General features: G+C 69.3%; 17 protein-coding genes and 1 pseudogene. 10 read left to right on the plus strand and 8 right to left on the minus strand.

Annotated features, from left to right (window positions below):
• Positions 1-129: 129 nt before the first annotated feature.
• Positions 130-397: pseudogene (locus tag Asi03nite_RS37770) on the minus strand (transposase); the annotation flags it as partial.
• A 302-nt stretch (positions 398-699) separates the two neighbouring features.
• Between Asi03nite_RS37770 and Asi03nite_RS38490 the strand changes: the two are divergent.
• Together Asi03nite_RS38490 and Asi03nite_RS11640 are read left to right on the plus strand one after the other, a co-directional pair.
• The gene (locus Asi03nite_RS38490) at positions 700-1,239 is read left to right on the plus strand and encodes a ricin-type beta-trefoil lectin domain protein (RefSeq protein WP_203679060.1); all 540 of its coding nucleotides are present in this window, start codon (positions 700-702) and stop codon (positions 1,237-1,239) included.
• A 77-nt stretch (positions 1,240-1,316) separates the two neighbouring features.
• Positions 1,317-3,074, plus strand: coding sequence for an RICIN domain-containing protein (locus Asi03nite_RS11640; protein WP_239102620.1), 1,758 nt, complete (start codon positions 1,317-1,319; stop codon positions 3,072-3,074).
• Positions 3,075-3,353: 279 nt separating this feature from the next.
• Here Asi03nite_RS11640 and Asi03nite_RS11645 read toward each other — a convergent pair whose 3' ends face one another.
• Together Asi03nite_RS11645 and Asi03nite_RS11650 are read right to left on the minus strand one after the other, a co-directional pair.
• Positions 3,354-4,892, minus strand: a complete 1,539-nt coding sequence (locus Asi03nite_RS11645; RefSeq protein WP_203678900.1) for an arabinofuranosidase catalytic domain-containing protein — start codon at positions 4,890-4,892, stop codon at positions 3,354-3,356.
• A gap of 45 nt (positions 4,893-4,937) precedes the next feature.
• On the minus strand, positions 4,938-6,326 hold the full coding sequence (locus tag Asi03nite_RS11650) for a ricin-type beta-trefoil lectin domain protein (RefSeq protein ID WP_203678901.1): 1,389 nt from the start codon (positions 6,324-6,326) through the stop codon (positions 4,938-4,940).
• A gap of 741 nt (positions 6,327-7,067) precedes the next feature.
• Here Asi03nite_RS11650 and Asi03nite_RS11655 point away from each other — a divergent pair.
• Positions 7,068-9,449: an RICIN domain-containing protein gene (locus Asi03nite_RS11655; RefSeq protein WP_203678902.1), complete on the plus strand. Its 2,382-nt coding sequence runs from the start codon at positions 7,068-7,070 to the stop codon at positions 9,447-9,449.
• Positions 9,450-9,594: 145 nt separating this feature from the next.
• Positions 9,595-10,947 carry a ricin-type beta-trefoil lectin domain protein gene (locus tag Asi03nite_RS11660; protein ID WP_203678903.1) on the plus strand — a complete coding sequence of 451 codons (1,353 nt, stop codon included), beginning with the start codon at positions 9,595-9,597 and terminating at the stop codon, positions 10,945-10,947.
• Positions 10,948-11,107: 160 nt separating this feature from the next.
• Here the strand turns inward: Asi03nite_RS11660 and Asi03nite_RS11665 are convergent, their stop codons facing one another.
• A complete protein-coding gene (locus tag Asi03nite_RS11665) occupies positions 11,108-12,838 on the minus strand; it encodes an amylo-alpha-1,6-glucosidase (RefSeq protein ID WP_203678904.1) in 1,731 nt (576 codons plus the stop codon).
• A 470-nt stretch (positions 12,839-13,308) separates the two neighbouring features.
• Here Asi03nite_RS11665 and Asi03nite_RS11670 point away from each other — a divergent pair, with 470 nt between their 5' ends.
• Entirely contained in the window at positions 13,309-14,322 is a 1,014-nt protein-coding gene (locus Asi03nite_RS11670) for a LacI family DNA-binding transcriptional regulator (protein ID WP_203678905.1), read from the plus strand.
• A gap of 144 nt (positions 14,323-14,466) precedes the next feature.
• On the opposite strand, the gene Asi03nite_RS11675 is transcribed toward Asi03nite_RS11670, so the two are convergent.
• Both Asi03nite_RS11675 and Asi03nite_RS11680 read right to left on the minus strand, forming a co-directional pair.
• Positions 14,467-14,982, minus strand: coding sequence for an RICIN domain-containing protein (locus Asi03nite_RS11675; protein ID WP_203678906.1), 516 nt, complete (start codon positions 14,980-14,982; stop codon positions 14,467-14,469).
• Positions 14,983-15,047: 65 nt separating this feature from the next.
• The gene (locus tag Asi03nite_RS11680; protein ID WP_203678907.1) at positions 15,048-15,578 is read right to left on the minus strand and encodes an RICIN domain-containing protein; all 531 of its coding nucleotides are present in this window, start codon (positions 15,576-15,578) and stop codon (positions 15,048-15,050) included.
• Between the two features lie 422 nt (positions 15,579-16,000).
• Here Asi03nite_RS11680 and Asi03nite_RS11685 point away from each other — a divergent pair, with 422 nt between their 5' ends.
• The gene (locus Asi03nite_RS11685) at positions 16,001-16,609 is read left to right on the plus strand and encodes a DedA family protein (RefSeq protein WP_203678909.1); all 609 of its coding nucleotides are present in this window, start codon (positions 16,001-16,003) and stop codon (positions 16,607-16,609) included.
• Here the strand turns inward: Asi03nite_RS11685 and Asi03nite_RS11690 are convergent.
• Positions 16,600-16,803: a hypothetical protein gene (locus tag Asi03nite_RS11690; RefSeq protein WP_203678911.1), complete on the minus strand. Its 204-nt coding sequence runs from the start codon at positions 16,801-16,803 to the stop codon at positions 16,600-16,602. The two genes, Asi03nite_RS11685 and Asi03nite_RS11690, sit on opposite strands and share 10 nt — an antisense overlap.
• 41 nt (positions 16,804-16,844) lie before the next feature.
• On the opposite strand from Asi03nite_RS11690, the gene Asi03nite_RS11695 reads away from it, so the two are divergent.
• Together Asi03nite_RS11695 and Asi03nite_RS11700 are read left to right on the plus strand one after the other, a co-directional pair.
• A complete protein-coding gene (locus Asi03nite_RS11695; RefSeq protein ID WP_239102621.1) occupies positions 16,845-17,213 on the plus strand; it encodes a BlaI/MecI/CopY family transcriptional regulator in 369 nt (122 codons plus the stop codon).
• Positions 17,210-18,100, plus strand: coding sequence for a M48 family metalloprotease (locus Asi03nite_RS11700; protein WP_203678913.1), 891 nt, complete (start codon positions 17,210-17,212; stop codon positions 18,098-18,100). Before Asi03nite_RS11695 ends, Asi03nite_RS11700 begins: the two co-directional genes overlap by 4 nt.
• Positions 18,101-18,494: 394 nt before the next feature.
• Here the strand turns inward: Asi03nite_RS11700 and Asi03nite_RS11705 are convergent, their stop codons facing one another.
• On the minus strand, positions 18,495-19,244 hold the full coding sequence (locus Asi03nite_RS11705) for an ABC transporter permease (protein WP_203678915.1): 750 nt from the start codon (positions 19,242-19,244) through the stop codon (positions 18,495-18,497).
• Positions 19,245-19,314: 70 nt separating this feature from the next.
• Here Asi03nite_RS11705 and Asi03nite_RS11710 point away from each other — a divergent pair, with 70 nt between their 5' ends.
• Positions 19,315-19,659: a COG4705 family protein gene (locus Asi03nite_RS11710; protein WP_239102622.1), complete on the plus strand. Its 345-nt coding sequence runs from the start codon at positions 19,315-19,317 to the stop codon at positions 19,657-19,659.
• 242 nt (positions 19,660-19,901) lie between these two features.
• The gene (locus Asi03nite_RS11715) at positions 19,902-20,651 is read left to right on the plus strand and encodes a class I SAM-dependent methyltransferase (protein ID WP_203678917.1); all 750 of its coding nucleotides are present in this window, start codon (positions 19,902-19,904) and stop codon (positions 20,649-20,651) included.
• The last annotated feature ends 1,070 nt before the right edge of the window (positions 20,652-21,721 follow it).

The following is a 21,721-nucleotide window of genomic DNA, read 5'->3' on the forward strand; positions in this document are numbered from 1 at the left end:
TGGTCGCGGACGATGATAGTCGCGGACGGTGATAGTCGCGATGTGACCACCCGGATCATTGAGCCATTCCGCGCAACGGTTCGGTTGCAGGCTGTAGCCGCTGCGATGTCCGGCAGATCCGAGTCGGGATCCTGCGGCGTCGCAGCGCTGCCGATCGATGGTCCAGGACTCCGGCAGGTACAAGTGCCGGTCGATCAGCGCGTGCCCGGCCGGGGCGACATAGGCCAGGAGCGTGCCGATCTGGCAGTTGTCGGTCTTGCCGCTGGCGCCGGTGTTACCGCCGTTGCACCCCCGCGGACGTGACGCCCTTCTTGACGAACCCGGTGTCGTCGACGACCAGCACCGCCGAGGTGTGCCCGAGCCGGTCCACCCCGTACTCACGAATGTCATCGCGAACCCAGCTCATCACGCCAGGCCTCGACATCACGGTAAACCGTGCCCGACCGACGCTCAGGAGCGTCGGTCGGGCACGCACAAACCCGAATCACGGGTGCCGTCGCAGTACCAGAGCCGGAGTCGGACGGCGGTCGGCCGGTTCAAATTTCCCCGCCTCGGGGCCGCCGCCGCGCGTGAGTGGTAGTCACCTGCGGAAACGCGCTGTGTTCCGGCTGCCTACCCGCCCCTGACAAGATTGATGAGCGTGACTTGACAGTGTCGAATGTCACGCCATACGGTGTCTGTCGAATCGATTCGCCGTCCATGCGGAGCGCCCGGCCGGATAAGCGTCCGGTTCTTCGGCCGACGGGCCAGACGCTCGAGTCCGCGCGGCCGCTACCCACCCACGAATCCGGGCACAGGTGCAGGTCGCCGGCCGGATCGCCAGGAACGGCGTCTCGTACAGCCACGCCGTCGCCGGAGTTTGACCGCCCACCCGGCCTCTCATCTGCGCGACGTGAGACTCGCGGAGGCGCGTGGACAAGGCCGCCGCGACATCCCCATGCCAGAAGGAGTTCGAGCCGTGAAGATCACCACCACCGAACCCTGGGCTCGAACAACCAGCTCACCGCGTACGGCACCAAATGCCTCGACGAGCTCGGCACCACGGCCGGCGCCCGGGTCCGGATCTGGGCCTGCACGGGCGGCGCCGACCGGCAGTGGCGGGTCAACCCCGACGGCACCATCACCGGCGTGCGGTCCGGGCTCTGCCTCGATGTGACCGGAGCGGCGACCACCACCGGCACCGCTGCCGAACTGTGGACCTGCAACGGCGGCAGCCACCAGCAATGGACTCGCTCCTGACCGGCGCCGCCCGGCGGGGCCGAGCCTGGGACCGGAGATCCGGTGCCTGGCGTCCTTCAACCAAGGAGTGATGGCCGATGAAGAAAATCCGACTCCGGCGGCTCCGCCGGACCCTGACCGCCTTGCCGGCGATGTGTGGCCTGCTTGCCGCCGCGATCGTGGCCGGCCCGGCCACACCGGCGCGGGCCGCGGACGAGTCCCTCAGCGTCAACTTCTCGGCTTCGGCCGGAACGCCGACGTACCGGGCCTCGGGCTGGATCTACGGCATGACCGAGGACGGGTCCGGACCGCCGGACCACTTCTTCACGGATGTCAAGTTCCGCTACATGCGGGCGGGCGGGGCGCAGTTGGACAGCCCCGGCGGGTGGGTGTCGGGCCGCTACGACCGGCGGTGGAACTCGACCCGGGCACAACTGCTGCGCGCCCGCGCCCTCGGCGGGGACTTCGTGCTCCTGGTCCATGACCTGTGGGGCGCCGACGGGTACCCGATCACCCGGTTCCCCGGGGACAACGGCGACTGGACGGACTACGACGCGTTCCTGACCCGGCTGATCAACGACGTGCGGGCCACGGGCGTCCCGGTGGAATGGGACATCTGGAACGAGCCAAACATCTCGCTGTTCTGGAACCGCCCGCAGTCGCAGTACTTCGACATGTGGCGGCGCGCCTACCAGCGGATCCGCACGGCGTTCCCGGCACACCTGATCGTGGGTCCGAGCCTCGCGGGCGTGCCCACGACCGCCGGGTCCTGGTGGACGCAATACCTCGACAACGTCAAGGCCAACAACGTGGTGCCGGACATCGTCAGCTGGCACTCGCTGCCCGGCGACCCGGTGAGCAACGTGGCGGCGGCCAACGGCTCGCTGGACGCCCGGGGCATCGCACACCCGCGGCCCTACCAGATCAACGAATACGGCGCGTCCAACGAGCAGAACCCGGGCGACGGTTCGTGGTACATCGCCCGGCTCGAGCGCGCCGGCGCCGACGGCCTGCGGGCCAACTGGGCCGGCGGGGCGAACCTCCACAACGACCTGGCGAGTCTGCTGGTACGGACGTCCGGCCAGTACCAGCCCAAGGGCGAGTGGTGGGTCTACAACTTCTACGCCTCGCAGACCGGGCAGATAGCGCCGGTGACGCCGAGCGCGAACTACGACGGGTTCGCGACGAAGGACACGGGGGTGGCGAAGGTCCTCGTCGGCGGGGGACGGACCACCGGGAACGTCGCGGTGAACCTCCAGCGGCTGGACGCCACGAGCGGGATCGTCCAGAACAACCAGGTGCGGGTGCGGGTGCAGCGCGTCCCGTACAACGGCGGTGGCGCGGTGCAGGCGCCGGTCACCACGCAGGACACGACGATGACCCTGACCGGCAACGGCGTGACGGTGAACTTGCCGCACAACAACGCCGACGACACGTTCACCATCACCATGTCGCCGCCCACCACTGTGCCGCCCGCCGGTCAGCAGATCGTGGGCGGGCAGTCCGGCCGTTGCCTGGATGTGCCGGCCTCCGGCAACGGCACCCAGACGCAGCTGTTCGACTGCGATACCGGTGACGGCCAGCGCTGGACCGTGGGCGGCGGGCAGTTGACGGTGTTCGGCAACAAGTGCCTGGACGCGAGTGGTCAGGGCACCGCCAACGGCACCAAGGTCATCATCTGGGACTGCAACGGCCAGCCCAACCAGCAGTGGAACGTCAACGCCAACGGCACGATCACCGGCGTACAGTCCGGGTTGTGCCTGGACGCCAACGGCGGCGGCACCGCCAACGGCACGATGATCATCTTGTGGTCCTGCAACGGCGGCGCCAACCAGCGGTGGAGCCTGCGTAACTGATCAGTGTCCAGCCGGACGTCGGACCCGGGGCGTCGAGCGCCGGGTCCGACGTCCGGCCGTCCCGCGCCATCCCGGCCATCCCGGCTCCGGGCAGCCGCGACAGACCGGGGATCGGGTCACTTCGCTCGTACCGAAGGCCCCAACGGTGTGCGGACCCGCCGTGACGCGGCCGCACCAGCGGCACGGCCCGGCGCCGCCGGGCCGGTCGCCGGGAGCCGGGCCGGGGCACAAGGGCGCGTCACCAGCCGACCGGCTGGTGACGCGCGCAGTACTGAAGGGTCAGCGGTAGCCAGCGGCGACGATGTTCGCCTGTACCGCGTTCTCGGTGGCGTCCGACGGGTAGCCGGCCACCATGGCCCCTTCGTAGAAGGTGCCCGCGCTGAGATTCGCGCCGCCGTTGGGTTTGCAGCAGTCGCCGCCGCTACCGAGGACGATCGCCCCCTGCTTCCGCATCGGGCTGTACCCGCCCGGCAACGCGCCGTCCCACATCGTCGTCAAGGTGCCGGACTGTGCGTTGCTGCCCTTGAGCGCGAACCGGGACGTGCCGTTGTTCTTCAGCACCGCGGTGACGAACTTGCTGGGGAGCGCGCGCTGGTTCGGGTTCCACGACTGGCTCCCGCCGGAGTAGAGGCCCCACTCCAGGTCCGCCTGCACCCATGGGCCGGAGCCGGCGCAGCCGCCGAACCAGCATTCGGTGCCGAAGTTGATCGCGTCCATCGCGCCCGCGGCGTCGGCGCTCCGCGTCGTCTCGCTGTTGCCGTAGTCGAAGCAGCAGCCGCTGTTGACGTGCGTGCCGCTGGTCACCATGTACATGCCCTCCGGAGCGCTCCCGGTGGGCACCCCGGTGAGATGCCCGTCCCGCCAGTAGCTGTTGCCGGGATTGATGTAGAGCGAGTACGCCTTGCCGCCCCCGATCGTCAGCGACTCGGAGGTGGCCCGCGCGGGACTGCTCTGCGGTGATCCGGGCACCGCGGCCGAACCCTGGTACCACATGTTGTTGCCTCGGCCGGACTGGTCGTAGACCACGGTGATGACGCAGTTCGTGCCGGTGCAGAACGAGTCCTGCGTCGCGGCGTTCGCGGTGCCGCCGGGGGCGAGCAGGCCGACGTCCCTGGTCGTGTTGTCGGACGATCGCCGGACCTGGTAGAGGTTCCCGGCGTACGCGTGGTAGAGCGCCCGCACGGTGCTGTGCGCCGCGACGCAGGGTGTGCCGCCGGCGGCGTAGATGTCACAGGGCAGGCTGCCGGGCGGTGGCGCGGGGCTGCTCGGGGGCGGGCTGGTCGGCTGGGTCGACACGGTCCACCGCTGGTTGGCGCCGCCGTTGCAGGACCACAAGATGATCATCGTGCCGTTGGCGGTGCCGCCGCCGTTGGCGTCCAGGCACAACCCGGACTGTACGCCGGTGATCGTGCCGTTGGCGTTGACGTTCCACTGCTGGTTGGGCTGGCCGTTGCAGTCCCAGATGATGACCTTGGTGCCGTTGGCGGTGCCCTGACCACTCGCGTCCAGGCACTTGTTGCCGAACACCGTCAACTGCCCGCCGCCCACGGTCCAGCGCTGGCCGTCACCGGTATCGCAGTCGAACAGCTGCGTCTGGGTGCCGTTGCCGGAGGCCGGCACATCCAGGCAACGGCCGGACTGCCCGCCCACGATCTGTCCGTCCTGCGCGGCAGCCGAGGGCGGTGGGAGGGCCGTGACGGCCGTGACGCCCGCGATGGCGGTCGCGGCGACGGCGACCCAGAACCGGCGCGCCGGCCAACTCACCCTCAGCCGGGCGCCCGGTGGTGGAACCGAGGCGCCACAGGCATGTCGAAGCATGATGAGACCTCCATCTCGATGCGGTCCGGGACGCCGGATGTCCGGTCAGCCCCGGGTCCATTTCTGGTTGGCGCCGCCGTTGCAGGTCCACAACTGGACCCGGGTGCCGTTTGCGGTTGCCTGTGCGTTGACGTCGAGGCAGAGCCGGGACTGGACGCCGACGATCGTGCCGTCGGCGGACAGCATCCACTTCTGCTGGTTGCCGCCGTTGCAGTCCCAGACCTCGACGGCGGTTCCGGCTGTCGTTCCCTGAGCACGGGCCTGCAGGCACTTGGTGCCGAAGACGCGCAGCTCGCCGGCCGTGTTCGGGGCATAGCTCTGCCCGGCGCCGCCGTTGCAGTCCCAGATCTGTGTGGTGGAACCGTTCGCCGGGGCTCCGCCGGTGATGTCGAGGCAGCGGCCGGACTGGTTGCCGGTCAGCCGCGGATAGCTGGGCAGCGTGATCGCTCCGGTCGACGTGTCCACTCCCCAGGAGGGATACCAGCTCAGGGCCGCGACACCGCCGGCGGTCAGGGTGATGGGCAGCCAGACCGGCAGTGAGGAGTACAGGTCGCCGGCGTTCCAGCGGTCGCCGAGGTAGACGTAGTTCGTTCCGGCGGTGCCGCTGATCGGTAGCAGGAACGAGCTCTGCGAGTCGTACGTGCGGGTGCCGGCCGGCGCGACGTTGGTGAAGCCGCTCCACGGCCCGGCCGGCGAGGTGGCCGTGGCGTACACGTTGTCGTTGGTGCCCCAGCCGGTCAGATGTGAGGTGAGCAGGAAGTACCGGTTGCCCACCTTCGCCATCGCCGGTGACTCGAGGGACGGGAAGGTGGCGACGGTGCCTTGCGCGGTGGTGTAGTCGGGCGCCAGACGTTCGATGCGCATGCCGGCGGCGGAATCCTCGTGGATCATGTACGCCGTGCCGTCGTCGTCCTTGAACAGGCCCAGGTCGCGGCTCGGGTGGCCGAGCGGCCGGGTCGCGCCGAGGTAGGTGTACGGCCCGCACGGCGTGTCGCTGACCGCGACGCCGGCACGCTGGTCGTTGTACGAGGTGTTGTCGATGTGCATCCACATCACGTACTTGCCGGTGGTGCTGTTGTGGATCACCTTGGGCCGTTCCACGATCCGGCCGGCCGCGAGGTCGCCGCTGCTCTGCCGGGACAGGGCGTTGACCTGCCTGGTCCAGTGCACCAGGTCGGTCGAGGAGTAGCAGGCCACCGCGGTGAACGTGGACCCGGCGACCTTGTCCTCGCCCACCATGTAATAGGTGCTGCCGACGGTGAAGACGCCGGCGCCGTGTGCCTGCAGCCGGTTGCCGGCGGTGTCGGTCCACATCGTGCCGGGGATGACGGCGGCGGTGGCCGCCTCTGCCGCGGGCGCGCCCGTCACGAGCACCGATGCGGCGATGACCGACGCGGCGAGAGCTGCCGGCAGACGACGGTGAGGTCTGTCCATGACTCCTCCTCCAGGAGACTTGTGGTGGAGCCCGGCCACCGTGCTCGCCCGACTGCCGGGGATGCCCGGGTCCACGGGCTGGTGCAGGCGATGGCCGGCGTCGAGGGCTGGCCGTCGCTCAGGAGGCCCACGCGAAGGCGCGCCGGACCCTGGCCTTCGGCGCGAGCCTGCCGAGCCGGTGCAGGACCTCGCGCAGGTACCGGCAGGCCACCTGAAGTCCGCTGTTCACGTTGCCTCCTTGGCCGGGCAGCGTCGAGGTGGGGCCGGCCGGTCCCGTGCCTGCCATCGCGGAGACACACGGCATGCCGGCTCATGGGCGGGCCGCCCGGCGGTCCACCTGGCGACCGGCGGCGCCGCAGCCGTAGGTGCCCGGCTGTCGCTCATGCCAAGGTGCGGAGATCGAACCGGTTCGACGCACACTAAATCGATGAGTACGTCACTGTCAAGTGACGCATATCGATGGACTTAACCGGTTTGGCGGAGCGCTCGGAACCGCGCCGGCGCAACCATGAGCACCCCGGGGACAAGCGCGGCCGACGCCGTCGGGCCTCCGCCCGCGAGCTCCGCAGGCGGATTGACGTATCGACTGTTACCACTTGACTACCAACATGTGTACGACCTACCTTGCAGCGCAAGGTGGCGGCATAACAGAACCGGTTCGACTCGATCGAAGTGCCGCGCTCATCCCGCCGCCGATCCCCGCCGGGCGCGACCGGATCTGATCGCATCTCAAGGAGTCCCATGCCCCCACGCCTGAGTGCCCCGCGGAATCCGGCGCTGACCGGCGCCGTCCTGGCAGCCGCGACCGTGGCCGCCGTGACGATGTCCGCGTCCCCCGCGGCCGCGGCCACGACGACCGTTTACGTATCCCCGTCCGGCGCCGGCAGCAACTGCACGAGCGGCGATCCCTGCTCGCTGGCCGGAGCGCAGGCCGCGGTCCGGTCGATGGTCGCCGGTATGTCCGGTGACATCACGGTCCAGTTGGCCGACGGGGTGTACCGGTTGTCCGCGCCGTTGCGGTTCACCGCCGCCGATTCCGGTACCGGCGGGCACACTGTCATCTGGCAGGCCGCTCCGTCGGCCCACCCCGTGGTCACCGGCGCCCGGCAGGTCACCGGGTGGAGCCTCGCCAACCCGGGGAGGAACATCTGGCAGGCGAACGTCGGCCCGGGGGTCGACACCCGGCAGCTCTATGTCAACGGGACTCCGGTGACGCGGGCGCGTACCCAGGTCAACCGCTCCGACTTCACGGCTTCCGGCGCCGGCCTGCGGTTCTCCAGCGCGGCTCTCGACTACCTCAACGCGCTCGCGAGCCAGAACCGGGTCGAGGTGGAGACCGTCGACTCGTGGACCGATCGGTACTCGCCGGTGCAGAGCATCGCCAATGGCATGATCACGATGCAGCAGCCGGCGTGGAACAACAACAACTTCGGCTACGACACGCTGACCAGCCCGTTCCGGGCCGGACCCATGTACCTGCAGGACGCGTACGAATTCCTCGACTCGCCGGGTGAGTGGTATCTGAACCCCGGCACCGGGGTTCTGTCGTACATTCCCCGCCTGGGGGAGAACATGGGAAGTGCCGATGTGGAGCTGCCGGTGCTGCAGTCGCTGGTGGACATCGGCGGCACCTACGACTCACCCGCGCACCACCTGTCGTTCACCGGAATCGCCTTCACCGGTACGAGTTGGCTGGGGCCCAGCGGCAGCCAGGGCTACGCCGACCAGCAGACCGGCGCCTATCTCGCCGGGAACTGGTCGTGGCCGGGGTTCGGCTCGTGCACGTCGGGCTGTACGCAGTTCGAGGCCACCCGCCCGCACTGGAGCCAGATGCCCGCGGCGGTGCAGGTGTCCGCCGCCAACACGATCGCCTTCAGCGGCGACCAGTTCGTCAATCTGGGGCAGATGGCGCTCGGCATCGGCAACGACGCGAACGCTCACGCCAGCGGCGTCGGCCTCGGGGCGAGCGGCATCACCGTCACCGGCTCCACGTTCACCGGGGTCGCGGCCGGCGCGATCGTCGCCGGCGGGGTGCAGGCCGACGCACACCACCCGAGCGACGCCCGCATGATCAACCGGGACATCACCATCAGCAACAACCTGGTGCACGACATCGGCGTGGACTACCGCGGCATCGTCTCGTTCCTGCCGACCTACGTCACCAACGCGACGATCACCCACAACGAGGTTTACAACATGCCGTACTCCGGCATCTCCGCCGGGTACGGGTGGGGCTCGAACGACGCCGGCGGCAACAACGAGTATGCCCACCGCGGCCTGTACAACTACCAGCCGCGATACTCGACGGCCACGACGGCGACCGGCAACCGGATCACCGCCAACTACGTGCACGACGTGATGCAGCAGATGAACGACGGTGGCTGCATCTACACGCTGTCGGCCAACCCGAACGCGGTGATCAGCAACAACTACTGCCTGCGCACGCATGGGTATTTCGGCTTGTACTTCGACGAGGGCTCGCGGTACTTCACCGCGACGACCAACGTGTTCTCCGACATCGGCACCTGGGCCACCGAGAACGCCTGGAGCGACGTCAACACCGGTAATCTGACCGTGCAGAACAACTGGACGAGCAACGGGTCGACCGGGATCGCCAACGGCGCGCGAGGGAACGTCGTCTCCAACAACACGACGGTCACCAACAACAACTGGCCGGCGGCCGCTCAGGCCGTCATGGCGGCAGCCGGCACTCAGGCGTCCGGCACGCCACCGGATCCCCGGCAGAACGTCCAGGTCGTCGGCGGCCAGTCCCACCGGTGCGTGACCGCGATCAACCAGAGTGCCGGCACGCAGGTGCAGTTGCAGGACTGTGCGACGCAGCCGGGTCAGGTCTGGACGTACACCGCCGGCCGGCAGTTGCAGGTCTCCGGGTTGTGTCTGGACGCGAGTGGCGGGGGCACCGCCAACGGGACGGCGGCGATCATCTGGTCCTGCAACGGGCAGGCCAACCAGCAGTGGAACGTCAACGCCAACGGCACGATCACCGGTGCGCAGTCGGGCCTGTGCCTCGACGCGAACGGCGCCGGCACCACCAACGGCACAAAGATCATTTTGTGGGCGTGCGGCGGCGGCGCCAACCAGCAATGGGCGCTGCGCAACTGAACAGCCGCCGCGTTGTCTGGCCTGCCGCCCCGGGCGCAGGAGATCGGCTCCATTCGTCGGGGGCGCGGTCCCGTCCCGCCGATCCGGCGACGGCGGCAGCAATCGGCGATCGATCCGTGGTAACCGCTGAAGAAGGGATTGACGGATGTCCAGAAAGAGATGGTTGCTCGGGCTGGTCACGATGTCGGCTGCTGTCCTCGCCGCGACCGGTTTCGTGGCGTTCGGCAACGGCGCGACCGCGTCGGCCAGCGACGCCCGCCCGTTCGCGCCGACCGCCGGGTGCGGCAGAGCCCCGGCGCTGACCAGTGGTGCGCACACGATCCAGAGCGGTGGTCAGAACCGTAACTACATCATCCGGGTGCCGGCCAACTACGACAACAACCACGCCTACCGGCTGATCTTCGGATTCCACTGGAACGGCGGAACCGCCAACGACGTCGACTCCGGCGGAACCGACGGTTACAACTGGTCCTACTACGGACTGCGCCGCCTGGCCGACAGCGCGAACAACGGCACGATCTTCGTCGCGCCGCAGGGCAACGGCAACGGCTGGGCCAATCCCGGCGGCCAGGACGTCACCTTCGTCGACGACATGATCAGGCAGATCGAGGCGGGCCTGTGCGTCGACACGACGCAGCTCTACTCGGCCGGATTCAGCTACGGCGGGGCCATGTCGTACGCCCTCGCCTGCGCCCGGGCGAACGTCTTCCGCGCGGTGGCCGTCTATTCCGGTGGGGGACTCAGCGGGTGCGGCGGCGGCAACCAGCCCATCGCGTACATCGGACTGCACGGTGTCCGGGACAACGTGCTGCCGATCTCGAACGGGCGAGGATTGCGCGACACCTTCGTGCGGGCCAACGGCTGCTCCCCGCAGAACCCGCCCGAGCCGGCGCAGGGCAGTCTCACCCATGTCGTCACCACCTATTCCGGCTGCCGTGCCGGATATCCGGTGGCCTGGGCCCCGTTCGACGGCGGCCACGACCCCGGTCCGATCGACGGGTGCACCTGTGGCGGCTGGCGTAGCTGGACCTCGGGCGTGGTCTGGAACTTCTTCTCCCAGTTCACCGGCGACCAGCCGCCCCCGAGTTCGCCGCCCCCGAGTTCGCCGCCGCCGCCGGGAGGCAGGCAGATCGTCGGCAACCAGTCCGGCCGATGCGTGATCGCGCCCGGCCCGAGCGCGGGCACCCAGGTCGAGCTGCGCGACTGCACCGGGCAGTCCAACCAGACCTGGACGTACACCGCCGGCAGGCAACTGCAGACGTCCGGCAACATGTGCCTGGACGCGAGCGGCGGGGGCGCCGCCAACGGCACCGCCGTGATCGTCTGGTCGTGCAACGGCCAGGCCAACCAGCAGTGGACCGTCAACCAGAACGGCACCATCACCGGCGGGCAATCCGGGCTGTGCCTGGACGCGAACGGTGGCGGCACGGCCAACGGCACGAAGATCATTTTGTGGTCCTGCAACGGTCAGGCAAACCAGCAATGGGCCTTGCGCTGACCATCGGCCGGTGACCGGTGCGGCGGGCCTGCGGCCCGCCGCACCACTCCCCGACCGCACCACTCCCCGACCGCACCACTCCCCGACCGCACCACTACCCGACCGCGCCGTCCACGACGGTAGCCACGATGGCTGCTGCTTCGGCGCGGCGGCGGCCACTTCACTCGGCCGCGCGCCGCCCGGCCGCCGAACGTTGCTGATGAGCCGCGGCGAGGATGAGGTAGCTGCTGGCGGTCCAGGTGTACGCACGGTCCCTCAGCCCGGTGCCCGTCTCGGCCTCGAAGTTCTCGGCGAAGCCCGACTTCTCGCAGAGGGCGCGGAACCGGTCGCTGATGTCGTCGGCGAGCGAGGTGTGGCCGGCGCGGCGCAGGCCGTCTTCGACCAGAACCGTGGACGGCGCCCAGATCGGCCCGCGCCAATACCCGTCGGCGTGGTAATCCGGCGACCCGACCGGCTCGGTGGCCAGGCCGTACGCGGTGAGGTGGTCGCCGATCCGGGCGGCGAGCGCCGTGGCGACATCGGGGGGCAGTTCCGCACCGAGGACGATCGGCATGACGTCCAACAGGCTGCGGCCGGCGCGGGGAGCCCCGGTCGCGGCGCTGCGGGCCACGAAGCGGGTGCCGTCCCACAGTTCGGCCAGCAGCGCGGCCCGCATGGCGTCACCGGTGGCGCGCCACTGTCGTGACTCCTGTGTGCGGTCCAGCCGGGTGGCGAGCTCGGCGAGTTCGCGCATCTGCAGGACGAGGAAGGCGGCCAGATCCGCGGTCTCGAGGACGCGGTCGCCGTCGAAGGTCGTCGCGTTGTCCCAGCCGCTGTCGTTGCCGTGCTGGTAATGCGGCAGCTCGTGGCCGGGTACGCGACGCTGGTCGAGCCAGAACCGCGTCCAGCGGGCCAGCCGCGCGTACGTCTCCTGAAGTTGGTGCTCGGTCAGGGACAAGCCGAGACGGCGCAGTGCCCAGCCGTGGATCGGCGGTTTGACGAAGTTGTAGAGCACTTCCGAATGGGTGACCGAGTCGGGCAGTGCCCCGGTCGGGTCCTGGTGGTCGAAGGGCAGTTGGAACTGGTCCCAGGCCAGGGCGGGTTCGCCGGCGGCGAGGGCGAGCGCGTTGAAACAGTGGTCCCAGCTCCAGACCTTGTCCATCCAGTGCTTGGACATCAGGACGGCGGGCCGGGCGACGAAGCCGGCCGGGTCGACAGTGGCCGACCAGATCACGTACGCCGCCAGTTCCGCGGCCGGGGTCCCGGGGTCACGCCACGGCGCTACGGCGTCCACGAAGCTCGCGAACTGATTCGCCACCGCCTCGACCGCCTCCTCGAAGGAGCAGGCCACGAGGGGACGCCGTCCGGTCTGGTATTCCTCGATCGCGATCTCCCAGACCGGCCCGGCGGGCAGCGTGAGGTGGCGCTCGCCCGTGCCGAGCGCCTCCACCCCGATCGCCTCGGTGATCGTGCCGTCGAGCACGGTGATCCGGTAGCGGCGACCGGTCTCGTACGAGGTCAGCACGTGGGCGTCGGCGACCGGATCGTGGAAGAGGTAGCTGCCGCTGAACGGGCTCAGCGTTGTCGAGGCGACCGTGATCCGCAGCCCGAGACCGGCGCCGCGCAGCCGGACCGTGTCCGCGTCCTGATAGGCCAGCTCGATGCGGCCGGCGTCGATCCCGTCCCCGTCGGACTCCCATCGCAGCCGCGACGGCGCGGCGACGATCCGGGTGTCGGCCCGCGCTCCGTTCAGCAGCGGGGTGAAGCGCAGCACCGGGTGCATCCCGGTCTGGTGGGAGACCAGGTGCAGGTCGTCGGCGACGATGTTCTCGGCGATGACCGGCGAGATGCCGAACCAGGAGCCGCGATAGCTGAACGGGATGTCGTGAACGGAAAATGTCGGGCCCTGCACAGTGCCTGCTTTCTTCGGTACGTGAACCGATCAGTCTTTTACGACGCCGATGGTGACCCGGCCACCACGTACGCCCCTTCTCCTCGGCGGCCCGGGTCTTCTTTGGGGGCGGTGGCCAGGCAGACCCGGCCGGGGCCTCGGCGAATCGACGCCGGTGCTGTCCGGCGCGGTCAATACAGCGCGAGCAGAAACGTCTTCATGCCGGGGAGCTTTCGTCGCAGGGGTGGTGCGAATCGGTTCGACTGATCGATTCGATCGGACGATAGGACCGGTATGGTGTGACGGTCAAGCATGTCGTAATCGGACCGCACGCCGCAGTCGCGGATTGACATGTGCCCGTGACCGTTTTACCTTGACCGCGAACCGGTTCGACAAAAGCGGTTTCCGCGGGACGGCCGCGTCCCGCGGTTACGTCGTGCCGACCGGTGAGCCGTCCGGCCTCGGCAACGACGTCGTCAGGAAGGGCAGCCGTGAACATCGGGGAGATCGCCCGCCGCGCCGGCGTGTCGCGCAGCACCGTTTCATACGCGTTGACCGGCAAACGTCCGGTGACCGAGCAGACGAAGCAGCGCATCCAGGCGGTGATCGACGAACTCGACTACCGGCCCAACGCCGCCGCCCGCGCGCTCAAGGAAGGACGAACCCGCACCATCGGCCTCGTCATCCCGCCCGCCAGTCTGCGCCTGACCGACATGCAACTCGGCTTTGTCGCCAGCGTGGTGGAAGCAGCCGCCCACGCCGATCTGGACGTGCTGCTCTCCCCGTCCGGCGGCGACCACGACCGCTCCTTCGAACGCGTCATCTCCGGCCGCCGCGTCGACGGCGTGATCCTGATGGAGATCAGGCTCGAGGACGACCGCGTCACCCGGCTGCAGCGGACCGGCTTGCCGTTCGTCACCATCGGGCACACCGCCAACCCGCACGGCACCTGCTGGGTCGACGTCGACTACGCCACCCTGATCTCCCGCTGTGTGTACCACCTCGCCGACCTGGGCCACCGCGGCATCGCGCTGATCAACCGGTCGGCCGAACTGGTCGCGGCGGGCTACGGCCCCGCCCACCGTGCTCTCGAGGGCTTCACCGGGGCCATCACCCGCCGCGGCCTCGACGGGGTCACGCTGACCTGCGCCGACGACGCGGCAGCCGGCGAGACGTGCATCGAACGACTACGCGAGGACCACCCCGAGGTCACGGCCGCTGTCACCGTCAACGAGGCTGCCCTGCCCGGCATCCAGCGCGCTCTGGAACGCGCGAACGTGACGGTTCCCCGCGACTTCTCGATCGCCGGCGTGGCCGCCCGGCACTGGGCGGAGGACTTCCGGCCGCAGCTGACCGCCGCCGACGTGCCCACCTTCGAGATGGGCGCCAGCGCCGTCGAGCTGCTCCTCGAACGTATCGCCGCCCCCGAGACCCCGGCACATCACCTGCTGCTGACCCCGCCGATCTCCCTGCGCGCCAGCACCGGACCCGCCCCGGCCCGTTAGTGCGGTGATCTCAGCAAGGTGCGGATAGGTATTCGTATCCGTACCGGGGACGGTGGCTCACCCGCGCGGTGGCCACCGGGGCCGCCACCTGTTCCCGGGTCGTGCCGAAAGGCTCGGCGATCCCATCAGGCCGGGGAACCAGGGCTAGCGAACGCCGTTGAACCATTGCTGGTTGTCTTGCAAGTGGCAACGGGGCCAGGCGACGACAGTGGAGGTGGGAACCGTGTTGTTGTCGGCATGGGACTGATCCAGACACCAAACGGACCGGGCGTTCATTATCGTGTTCGCCGTCGGGCCCACCGAGATGATCCACCTCTGGTTGAGCACACCGGTGCACTGCCACGCACGGAGCAGCGTTGTGGGCCCGCTGGTGGAATAGTGCTGGTCGAGACAGAGCCCGGTGTCGTTTTCAGGCTTGATCAGGTAGTCGTTGGGATGGCCACCCGCGGCCGGCACGAGCACCCATTTCTGTTCCCGTTGACCCGAGATGCACTCGGACATGAATACCTCGACGTTTGCTTGGTTCTGCGATTCAAGGCACCAGTCACTCTTGGCGTTCCACAGATTCTGTGACGCTTGCGCCGAGGCGGGCAAGGGTCCCACGGCCGCGCCAAGGGCCGAAGCGACCAGGACAGCGAACCACCGGAAGATCGATCTCACGGATGTCCCTTCTTCTCAGGGCTGATAGAGATGCGTTGACGTATGGCAGTGACCTGGCGGGGATGTCAGGCCGGCCGTTCGCGCCACTGCCACAGCTGAGAGTTGTTGGTGGGGTCGCAGTTTCGTCCGTACACGTCGGGGTTTCCTTCCTGTTGCAGGCACTGTGACGTGTTGCGGTTGACGAGGAAGTTCGCGCCGGGCTCCACCGGGCTCGGACCCCACTTCTGCTTGGCCGGGGTCGGCGAGACGCAAATCTCGGCGTAAACCCTGCCGTTCCAGGCCGGCTGGGACAGGCACCATTCACTGCGCTGGTTGACGACCTTGTAGTCGTTGCCTCCAACGGAAACGAACCGCCACTGCTGGTTGCCGAGGTAATGGCACGGGTTCGGCCACGAGTACACGGTGGTCGTCGGCGCGGCGTTCGGGTCGAAGTGCTGGTCGAGGCAGTCAGCGGTGGCGATATTCTGGATGAAGAAGTGGATCAGCGCGGCGTTCGCTGGCGTCGTTGTCACCGCCGGGAGGCCGGTCGACATCACCACGGCGGCCACGGCTGTCGTTGTCACCTTGCGGGCGCGGGCTGCGAACATCTGTCGCATTCGGACTCCTTGGCGGGTCACCGGCTTAGACCTTCAACAATCGCAGTCTTGACGAGGTCGTCGAGGTCATCGGCCTACGCCGGATCGGGCGGCCTCGTGAACATGTCGACCGGCATGGTCGCCGGTTCCCTGACAGCGGCATCGCCATCCCATAGTTCGGTCTCGATATCTCGGCGCGTCTGAGGCTAGCGACCTTGCCACCCGACGGTGGTCGCGCACCAGACAGTTCGCGCCATCTGTCCCGTCTTCAACACGGCGGCCTTGGCTCGCCGTTCAGCGACGTGTACGCGCCCGCGACGCTCGGCTCGTTCCTCGCCCGATCGCTCACCCCGGAACGACAAAACTTCTCCTACGTTCTGTAGGTTTACCGGCGTTCCGGCCGGGTAGATCCGGTACGGCCGGACGCCGACCGGAAGGACCTCATGCCCGCTTTCCTCGATCCCGAATGGCTGATCTCGACATTCGGGCTGATCGGCATCCTGGCCATCGTGTTCGCCGAGTCCGGGCTGCTGATCGGATTCTTCCTGCCCGGTGACTCACTGCTGTTCACCGCGGGTCTGCTGATCGCCGACGGCACCTACCTGAGCCTGCCGCTCTGGCTGATGTGCCTGCTGGTGTCGGTCGCGGCGATCGCCGGCGACCAGTTCGGCTACCTGTTCGGGCGGCGGTTCGGCCCCTCGCTGTTCCGCCGGCCGGACTCGCGCCTGTTCAAGCAGGAGAACCTGACCCGGGCGCAGGAGTTCTTCGCCAAGTACGGCGCCCGCTCGATCGTCCTCGCGCGTTTCGTCCCGATCGTACGGACCTTCACCCCGATCGTGGCCGGGGCGAGCCACATGCACTACCGCACCTTCCTGCTCTACAACGTCATCGGCGGCACGATCTGGGGCTGCGGGGTCACCACCCTCGGCTACTTCCTCGGGCAGATCCCCTTCGTGAGGTCGAACATCGAGTTGATCCTGATCGCCATCGTGGCCGTCTCGGTGATCCCGATCGCCGTCGAGCTCGTACGCAGCCGCTCAGCTCACCGATGATCCGAGGAACCGGGCCGGCTCAGCCAGCTCAAGGCCTGGGTGTCGCGGTCGCCGCGATCGTGGTGCCACTGTCCCCGCTGATCTGGTGGGGTGTTCATCGCCTCGCCGAACAAGCGGCGGGTCAGCGCCGCGATCGTCAGGACCATGGTCACCGCGAACAGCCAGGCGCCGATGACGTCGGTGGGCCGGTGCACGACCGGAGCGACCCGGTTTTGTTTCCCGATATTCTCGGGGCGTGACCAAGGACAGGCGACGCCCCGGCACCCTGGAAGCGGCCGTCATGGCCAGCCTGTGGGCGGCCGACGCGCCGATGACCGCGTCCCAGGTGCAGCAGCAGGTCGGTGGCGATCTGGCATACAACACCGTGCAGACGATCCTGATCCGCCTGCACGAGAAAGGCGAGGTGCAGCGCCGCCGCGCCGGACGCGGCCACGAGTACTGGCCGGTGCACGACGCGGCGACCGCCGCGGTGGCCCAGATGCGCGCAGCCCTGCCGGACGGCACCGACCGGCACGCCGTGCTCCGGCAGTTCGCCGAGTCTCTCGACGCCTCGGACGCGGCCCTGCTGCGCGATCTGCTCGCCGACGCCGACCGCGGCGCATGACCGTCGCCATATATCTCCCACTGCTGCTGGCGCTGCCGCTGGCTTTGCTCGCCCCGCGAATCGCCGCCCGGGGCGCGCCCGGGCCGGCCGCCCGAACCCTGACTCTCACCGCAGTCGTCGCCGCCGTCTCGTCCACCTGGTCACTGACGATGCTGGCGCTCACCATGCTCGACGACGTGCCGCCGCTGTCCACCCTCGACGACTCCCCCACCCTGGAGCTTCCGGAACCGGTGCCGGGGCCGGTCGCCCTGCTCGCCGGGATCATCCTGGCGTGGGGCGCCGTCCGGCTGCTGGCCGACGTACGCCGCAGGTTGGTTACCAACCGCCGGTTGCGGGCCGTCGGCGAGGCCCACGACGGCATGGTCGTCGCGGACTGGGCGAAGCCGCTGGCCGTGGCCGTTCCCGGCGCCGCCGGCCGGCCCGGGCACCTGCTGATCACCACCGGGATCCTGCGGCTGCTCGACGCCGACGAACGCCGCGTTCTGTTCGCCCACGAGCAGGCGCACCTCGACTATCGTCACCACCGCCTGGTCGCCCTGGCCGCGGCCGCCGCCGCCCTCGACCCGCTGCTCATTCCCGTCCGCAACGCGGTCGCGTACCTGGTCGAACGCTGGGCTGACGAGGAGGCCGCCACCGAGGTCGGCGACCGGCGGTTGACCGCCAAGGCCGTCGCGCGCGCCGCCCTGGCCGGGTCCGGCCCGGAACCGGCCGGCGCGCTGGGCATCGACGGCGGCGCCGTGGTGCGCCGGGTGCGGGCCCTGGGCCAGGCCACGCCCGCCCGGTTGCGCCGCCGCTTGATCGTTCCGGCCCTGCTCGTGGCCGGATTCGTCGCGGTCGCCGCGGTCGCCACCGAGGCGTTCGTCGACCTGGCACAGGCCTGGCTCTAGGCCCAGGGTGGTCCGGCCCGGCCGGCGGTCTCGCCGGGACCGGGCAGACCGTACAGCTTCTGCAGGCCACGCGGCAGGTAGTTCGGCGCATGGCGGCGCCGGTCTGCAACTCGTCGACGATGAGGGCGCCGTCGTGGGCGGTAATGATGTCACGGGCGATGGCCAGCCCAGGCCGGAGCCGCCGGCGTCACGGGAGCGGCTGTCGTCGAGGCGGACGAACCGATCGAAGATGCGGTCGCGGTCGACGGCCGGTCTTCACGACGTACGCAATCGTGGTCTTGATCTTGTTCTTGCGCCCGGCCCGGAAACGCGCCGTGGTCGCCGCCTGAGCATTCTTTCTCTCCTCTGGAAGGGATCCGCCCCCGGAAGCCCGGCTCTCGGGGGCGGATCCCGTTCACCGGGGTGAACGGCCGACCAGACCGCTCGCGACGAGTTCGAGCATCACGGCGGCGGCGATCGCCTCGGCCGCCAGCAGACCGACCAGCACCAACAGCTGGGTCGCGCCGGCCTGAGCCGCGGAACCACCACCGAGCAGGACACCGACGAACGCGCCGGGCAGCGTGACGAGCCCGACCGTCCGCGTCTGGTCCAGGGCGGGCATCAAAGCCTGGCCCGCCGTCGGCCGGCACACCTCGAGGGCGGCGTCGCGCGGCAGGAAACCCAGGGCCAGGGCGGCCTCGTACTCGCCACGCCGGTCCCGGAGCTCGTCCAGCGCTCGCCGCCCGGACAGCGACGTCGCTGTCATCGCCCCGCCGATCAGGATCCCGGCGATCGGCAGGACCGCGATCTCGGTGGCCGGAACCGTGCCGGCGGCGACGACCACGACCCCGGCCACACCGGCACCGGCCACGATCGGCAGGAGCGCCGGCCAGCCCAGCCGCAGCGTACTGATCCGCCGTGCCGACGTGGCCGCGGCCACCAGCACCATCAGCAGGATGAACCCGGCCGTCGACCACCACGACCGCAGCACCGCCGTGATCAGTAGCGACACCAGCGCCAGCTGCGCGACGGCCCGCACCGAGGCCGTGACCACGGCCCAGGGAGCGCCGAGCCGGCCGAGAGCGGCCGCCACCGCGGCGACGAGCACGAGCCCCGCGAGCACCACGGCCAGCACCGGCCCGATCGAGATCGTTGCCTGGTTCATCCCGGCACTGATACCAGATTCCGGCCTCCCGCACGGCGCGACAACGCCGACCACACGGAAAGGTTTTCAGGTGCCTTTCAGCACGCTGGCGATCACTTCGATCGACACGCCCCGCCGGGAGGCGTTCTACTGGGGCGCGATCCTGACCACGTTCGCGCTCGGCACCGCGGCCGGCGATCTGACCACCGAAGCGCTCAGCCCGGGCTTCCGCACCGGCGTGCTCATCTTCGGCGCGGTGATCCTGTGCACCTGGCTCGCCTCGCGGTTCGGCGCGAGCCTGGTGGCGACGTTCTGGATCGCGTACGTCCTGACCCGCCCGCTCGGCGCCTCGCTCGGCGACCTGCTCACCCAGTCGAAGGACTTCGGGGGCTGGACCTGGGCGCCAGCGCCACGAGCCTGCTGTTCTTCGGCGTGATCCTGGTTCTGGTCGTCCGCGAGCAGGTGCTGGCCGGCACCGCCGCGGTGCGGGCCGAGGTCGACAAGAACGACCTGGCCGGCCGGCGTTAACCTGGCCACCACCTGTGAGCGCCTGCGACGCTTCGGCGAGCCGGACGCGACCTGCACCAGGCACGGGTGGAGGACTTACCGTCGCCGTCGACGGTAAGTCCTCCACGTAGGCCGTAAAAGGGGGTGCGCGCGGTCGCCGGGTGGTGAACCATGCCTGCTGTGGATTGGGTCACCGACTTCTACACCCGCACGGGCGACTGGTGGGGCGGCGCCGAAGCCAAGGTCACCAACACCGACCACCAACGCGCGGCACGCGTCCGCGCCCACGCCAGCCGGGCCGGGGCGCTGTGGGTGCTCGAGCTCGGCTGCGGGTACGGCGGCGCGGCCGTCGCCACCGCGATGGCCGGGCACACCGTCACCGCCGTCGAGCTCACCGGTCGCGCCGAGCACATCGCACGCCTGGCCGCCGAGCACCACGTCACGCCGACCCTGGTCCGCGGCGACTTCTACACCGCCGACCCCGGTACCGGATTCGACGCGGTCACCTACTGGGACGGCTTCGGCGTTGGCAGCGACACCGACCAGCGCCGCCTGCTCAACCGCATCGCCTGCGACTGGCTCGCCCCCGGCGGCGTCGCCCTGATCGACGTCTACAACCCCTTCGACTGGGCCGCCCGGCACGGCAAGCGCGAACACCGCGACGCCCGGCCCGGGGAGGGCTACCCAGCCGAACTGGACCGGCTGTTCACCTTTGACCAGCACTCCTGCACCGCCATCGACACCTGGTGGGAGACTGCCCGCCCCAAGCGGCGCATCAGCCAGCGCCTGCGCTGCTACACCCCAGCCGACCTGGCGCTGCTGCTCACCGGGACAGGCCTACGCCTCGATGCCACGCACCCGCCGCTCGACCCGGACGACTTCAGCTACCTCGCCGTCCTGCGGCCGGCCGACCAGACCTGAGAGCATGCTGGTCAGGCATGCGAGGGCGGCCGGCTTGAGCAGGACGATGCAGTAGGCGGGGGTGGCCTGCCCGTAAGCACGGGAGTCCGGGCTGCGGCTGTTTCCACGTGCCGGCCGACGTCCCGGCGCACGGCAAATCGTCGTTGAGACTCTCGGCGACGAGGACGACATGCCTTTGTTTACTGGTTCATGAACGGCCCGCCAGCCAACATGAAGGGTCGGAAAGACATCTCTGGTAAAGGCTGGTCGGCTGTTTTCGATCGATCACCAGAAGCAATGCGATTCACAGTGGGACACCGACGCCCGCAACGCACTCATGCCGCGCGGAGCGCGTGTTCCGCTGGCTCACCCTTACGGTGAACGCGACGAACGGCGAGTGTCTTGAGGTGCACGAAAGCGCGGAAGGCTTCGCGGAAGCCGTAGCCGAACTGTGCCAGACATCGGGCATCTCGGCACCCGACGTTGCGGCCTTGTCAGCGGTCGAAATGGTGATTTGGCCAGGCTCTGCACACAGCCCGGTCCGGTTTCCATGAGGCACGCCGCGGCTTGCTGTGGCGACGGCGGGTAGAGGATCGCGTCGATGATCGGTCGACGGTGGTGCTTCTCCGGACGGCCGCCGCCGGAGCGGCGACAGGCCGGTGTGCTGAGCAAAGGTCGAGAATCTCCCACTCGGCGTCGGCGGTACCGGAGGGGTAGCGGCGCAGGCGGGCTTCGCAGCCATATGCGCAGCCGGCTCGGGGTCGCTGCCCGGCGGCAGACCGGACAGGCTTCAATGTCAAGGCGGGCTCTTGGGGGCAGCAGGGTGTAGGAACCGTCTGCTTAGTCACGTAGCACAGGACTCGCCAGATAGATCACGAACGGGCTCTACGGTTCCGCTGATTAATTGACGCTGGTCTATCATAAGCCAGCCAGCTCAGCAGTCCCCCAGCTTTGTGGACCGGTTCAGCTCCAACTCCCCCTGACGATCGAAGGACGTGATGGCCACAGGCGGCCGCTCACCGGGGCCGTGCGGCAGCGGGACAGCAGTTCAGATCCATCGAGAGATCGGAGTCCGCCACCTTGGACAGGGA

The organism is Actinoplanes siamensis (assembly GCF_016862395.1).
GTDB lineage: Bacteria > Actinomycetota > Actinomycetes > Mycobacteriales > Micromonosporaceae > Actinoplanes > Actinoplanes siamensis.

What these genes read in the sequence shown, in the direction of transcription:
- Asi03nite_RS38490 (WP_203679060.1), top strand. Translation starts at nt 700, where the DNA reads ATGCGGAGCGCCCGGCCGGATAAGCGTCCGGTTCTTCGGCCGACGGGC.
- Asi03nite_RS11640 (WP_239102620.1), top strand. Translation starts at nt 1,317, where the DNA reads ATGAAGAAAATCCGACTCCGGCGGCTCCGCCGGACCCTGACCGCCTTG.
- Asi03nite_RS11645 (WP_203678900.1), bottom strand. Translation starts at nt 4,892, where the DNA reads ATGCTTCGACATGCCTGTGGCGCCTCGGTTCCACCACCGGGCGCCCGG.
- Asi03nite_RS11650 (WP_203678901.1), bottom strand. Translation starts at nt 6,326, where the DNA reads ATGGACAGACCTCACCGTCGTCTGCCGGCAGCTCTCGCCGCGTCGGTC.
- Asi03nite_RS11655 (WP_203678902.1), top strand. Translation starts at nt 7,068, where the DNA reads ATGCCCCCACGCCTGAGTGCCCCGCGGAATCCGGCGCTGACCGGCGCC.
- Asi03nite_RS11660 (WP_203678903.1), top strand. Translation starts at nt 9,595, where the DNA reads ATGTCCAGAAAGAGATGGTTGCTCGGGCTGGTCACGATGTCGGCTGCT.
- Asi03nite_RS11680 (WP_203678907.1), bottom strand. Translation starts at nt 15,578, where the DNA reads ATGCGACAGATGTTCGCAGCCCGCGCCCGCAAGGTGACAACGACAGCC.
- Asi03nite_RS11685 (WP_203678909.1), top strand. Translation starts at nt 16,001, where the DNA reads ATGCCCGCTTTCCTCGATCCCGAATGGCTGATCTCGACATTCGGGCTG.
- Asi03nite_RS11700 (WP_203678913.1), top strand. Translation starts at nt 17,210, where the DNA reads ATGACCGTCGCCATATATCTCCCACTGCTGCTGGCGCTGCCGCTGGCT.
- Asi03nite_RS11705 (WP_203678915.1), bottom strand. Translation starts at nt 19,244, where the DNA reads ATGAACCAGGCAACGATCTCGATCGGGCCGGTGCTGGCCGTGGTGCTC.
- Asi03nite_RS11715 (WP_203678917.1), top strand. Translation starts at nt 19,902, where the DNA reads ATGCCTGCTGTGGATTGGGTCACCGACTTCTACACCCGCACGGGCGAC.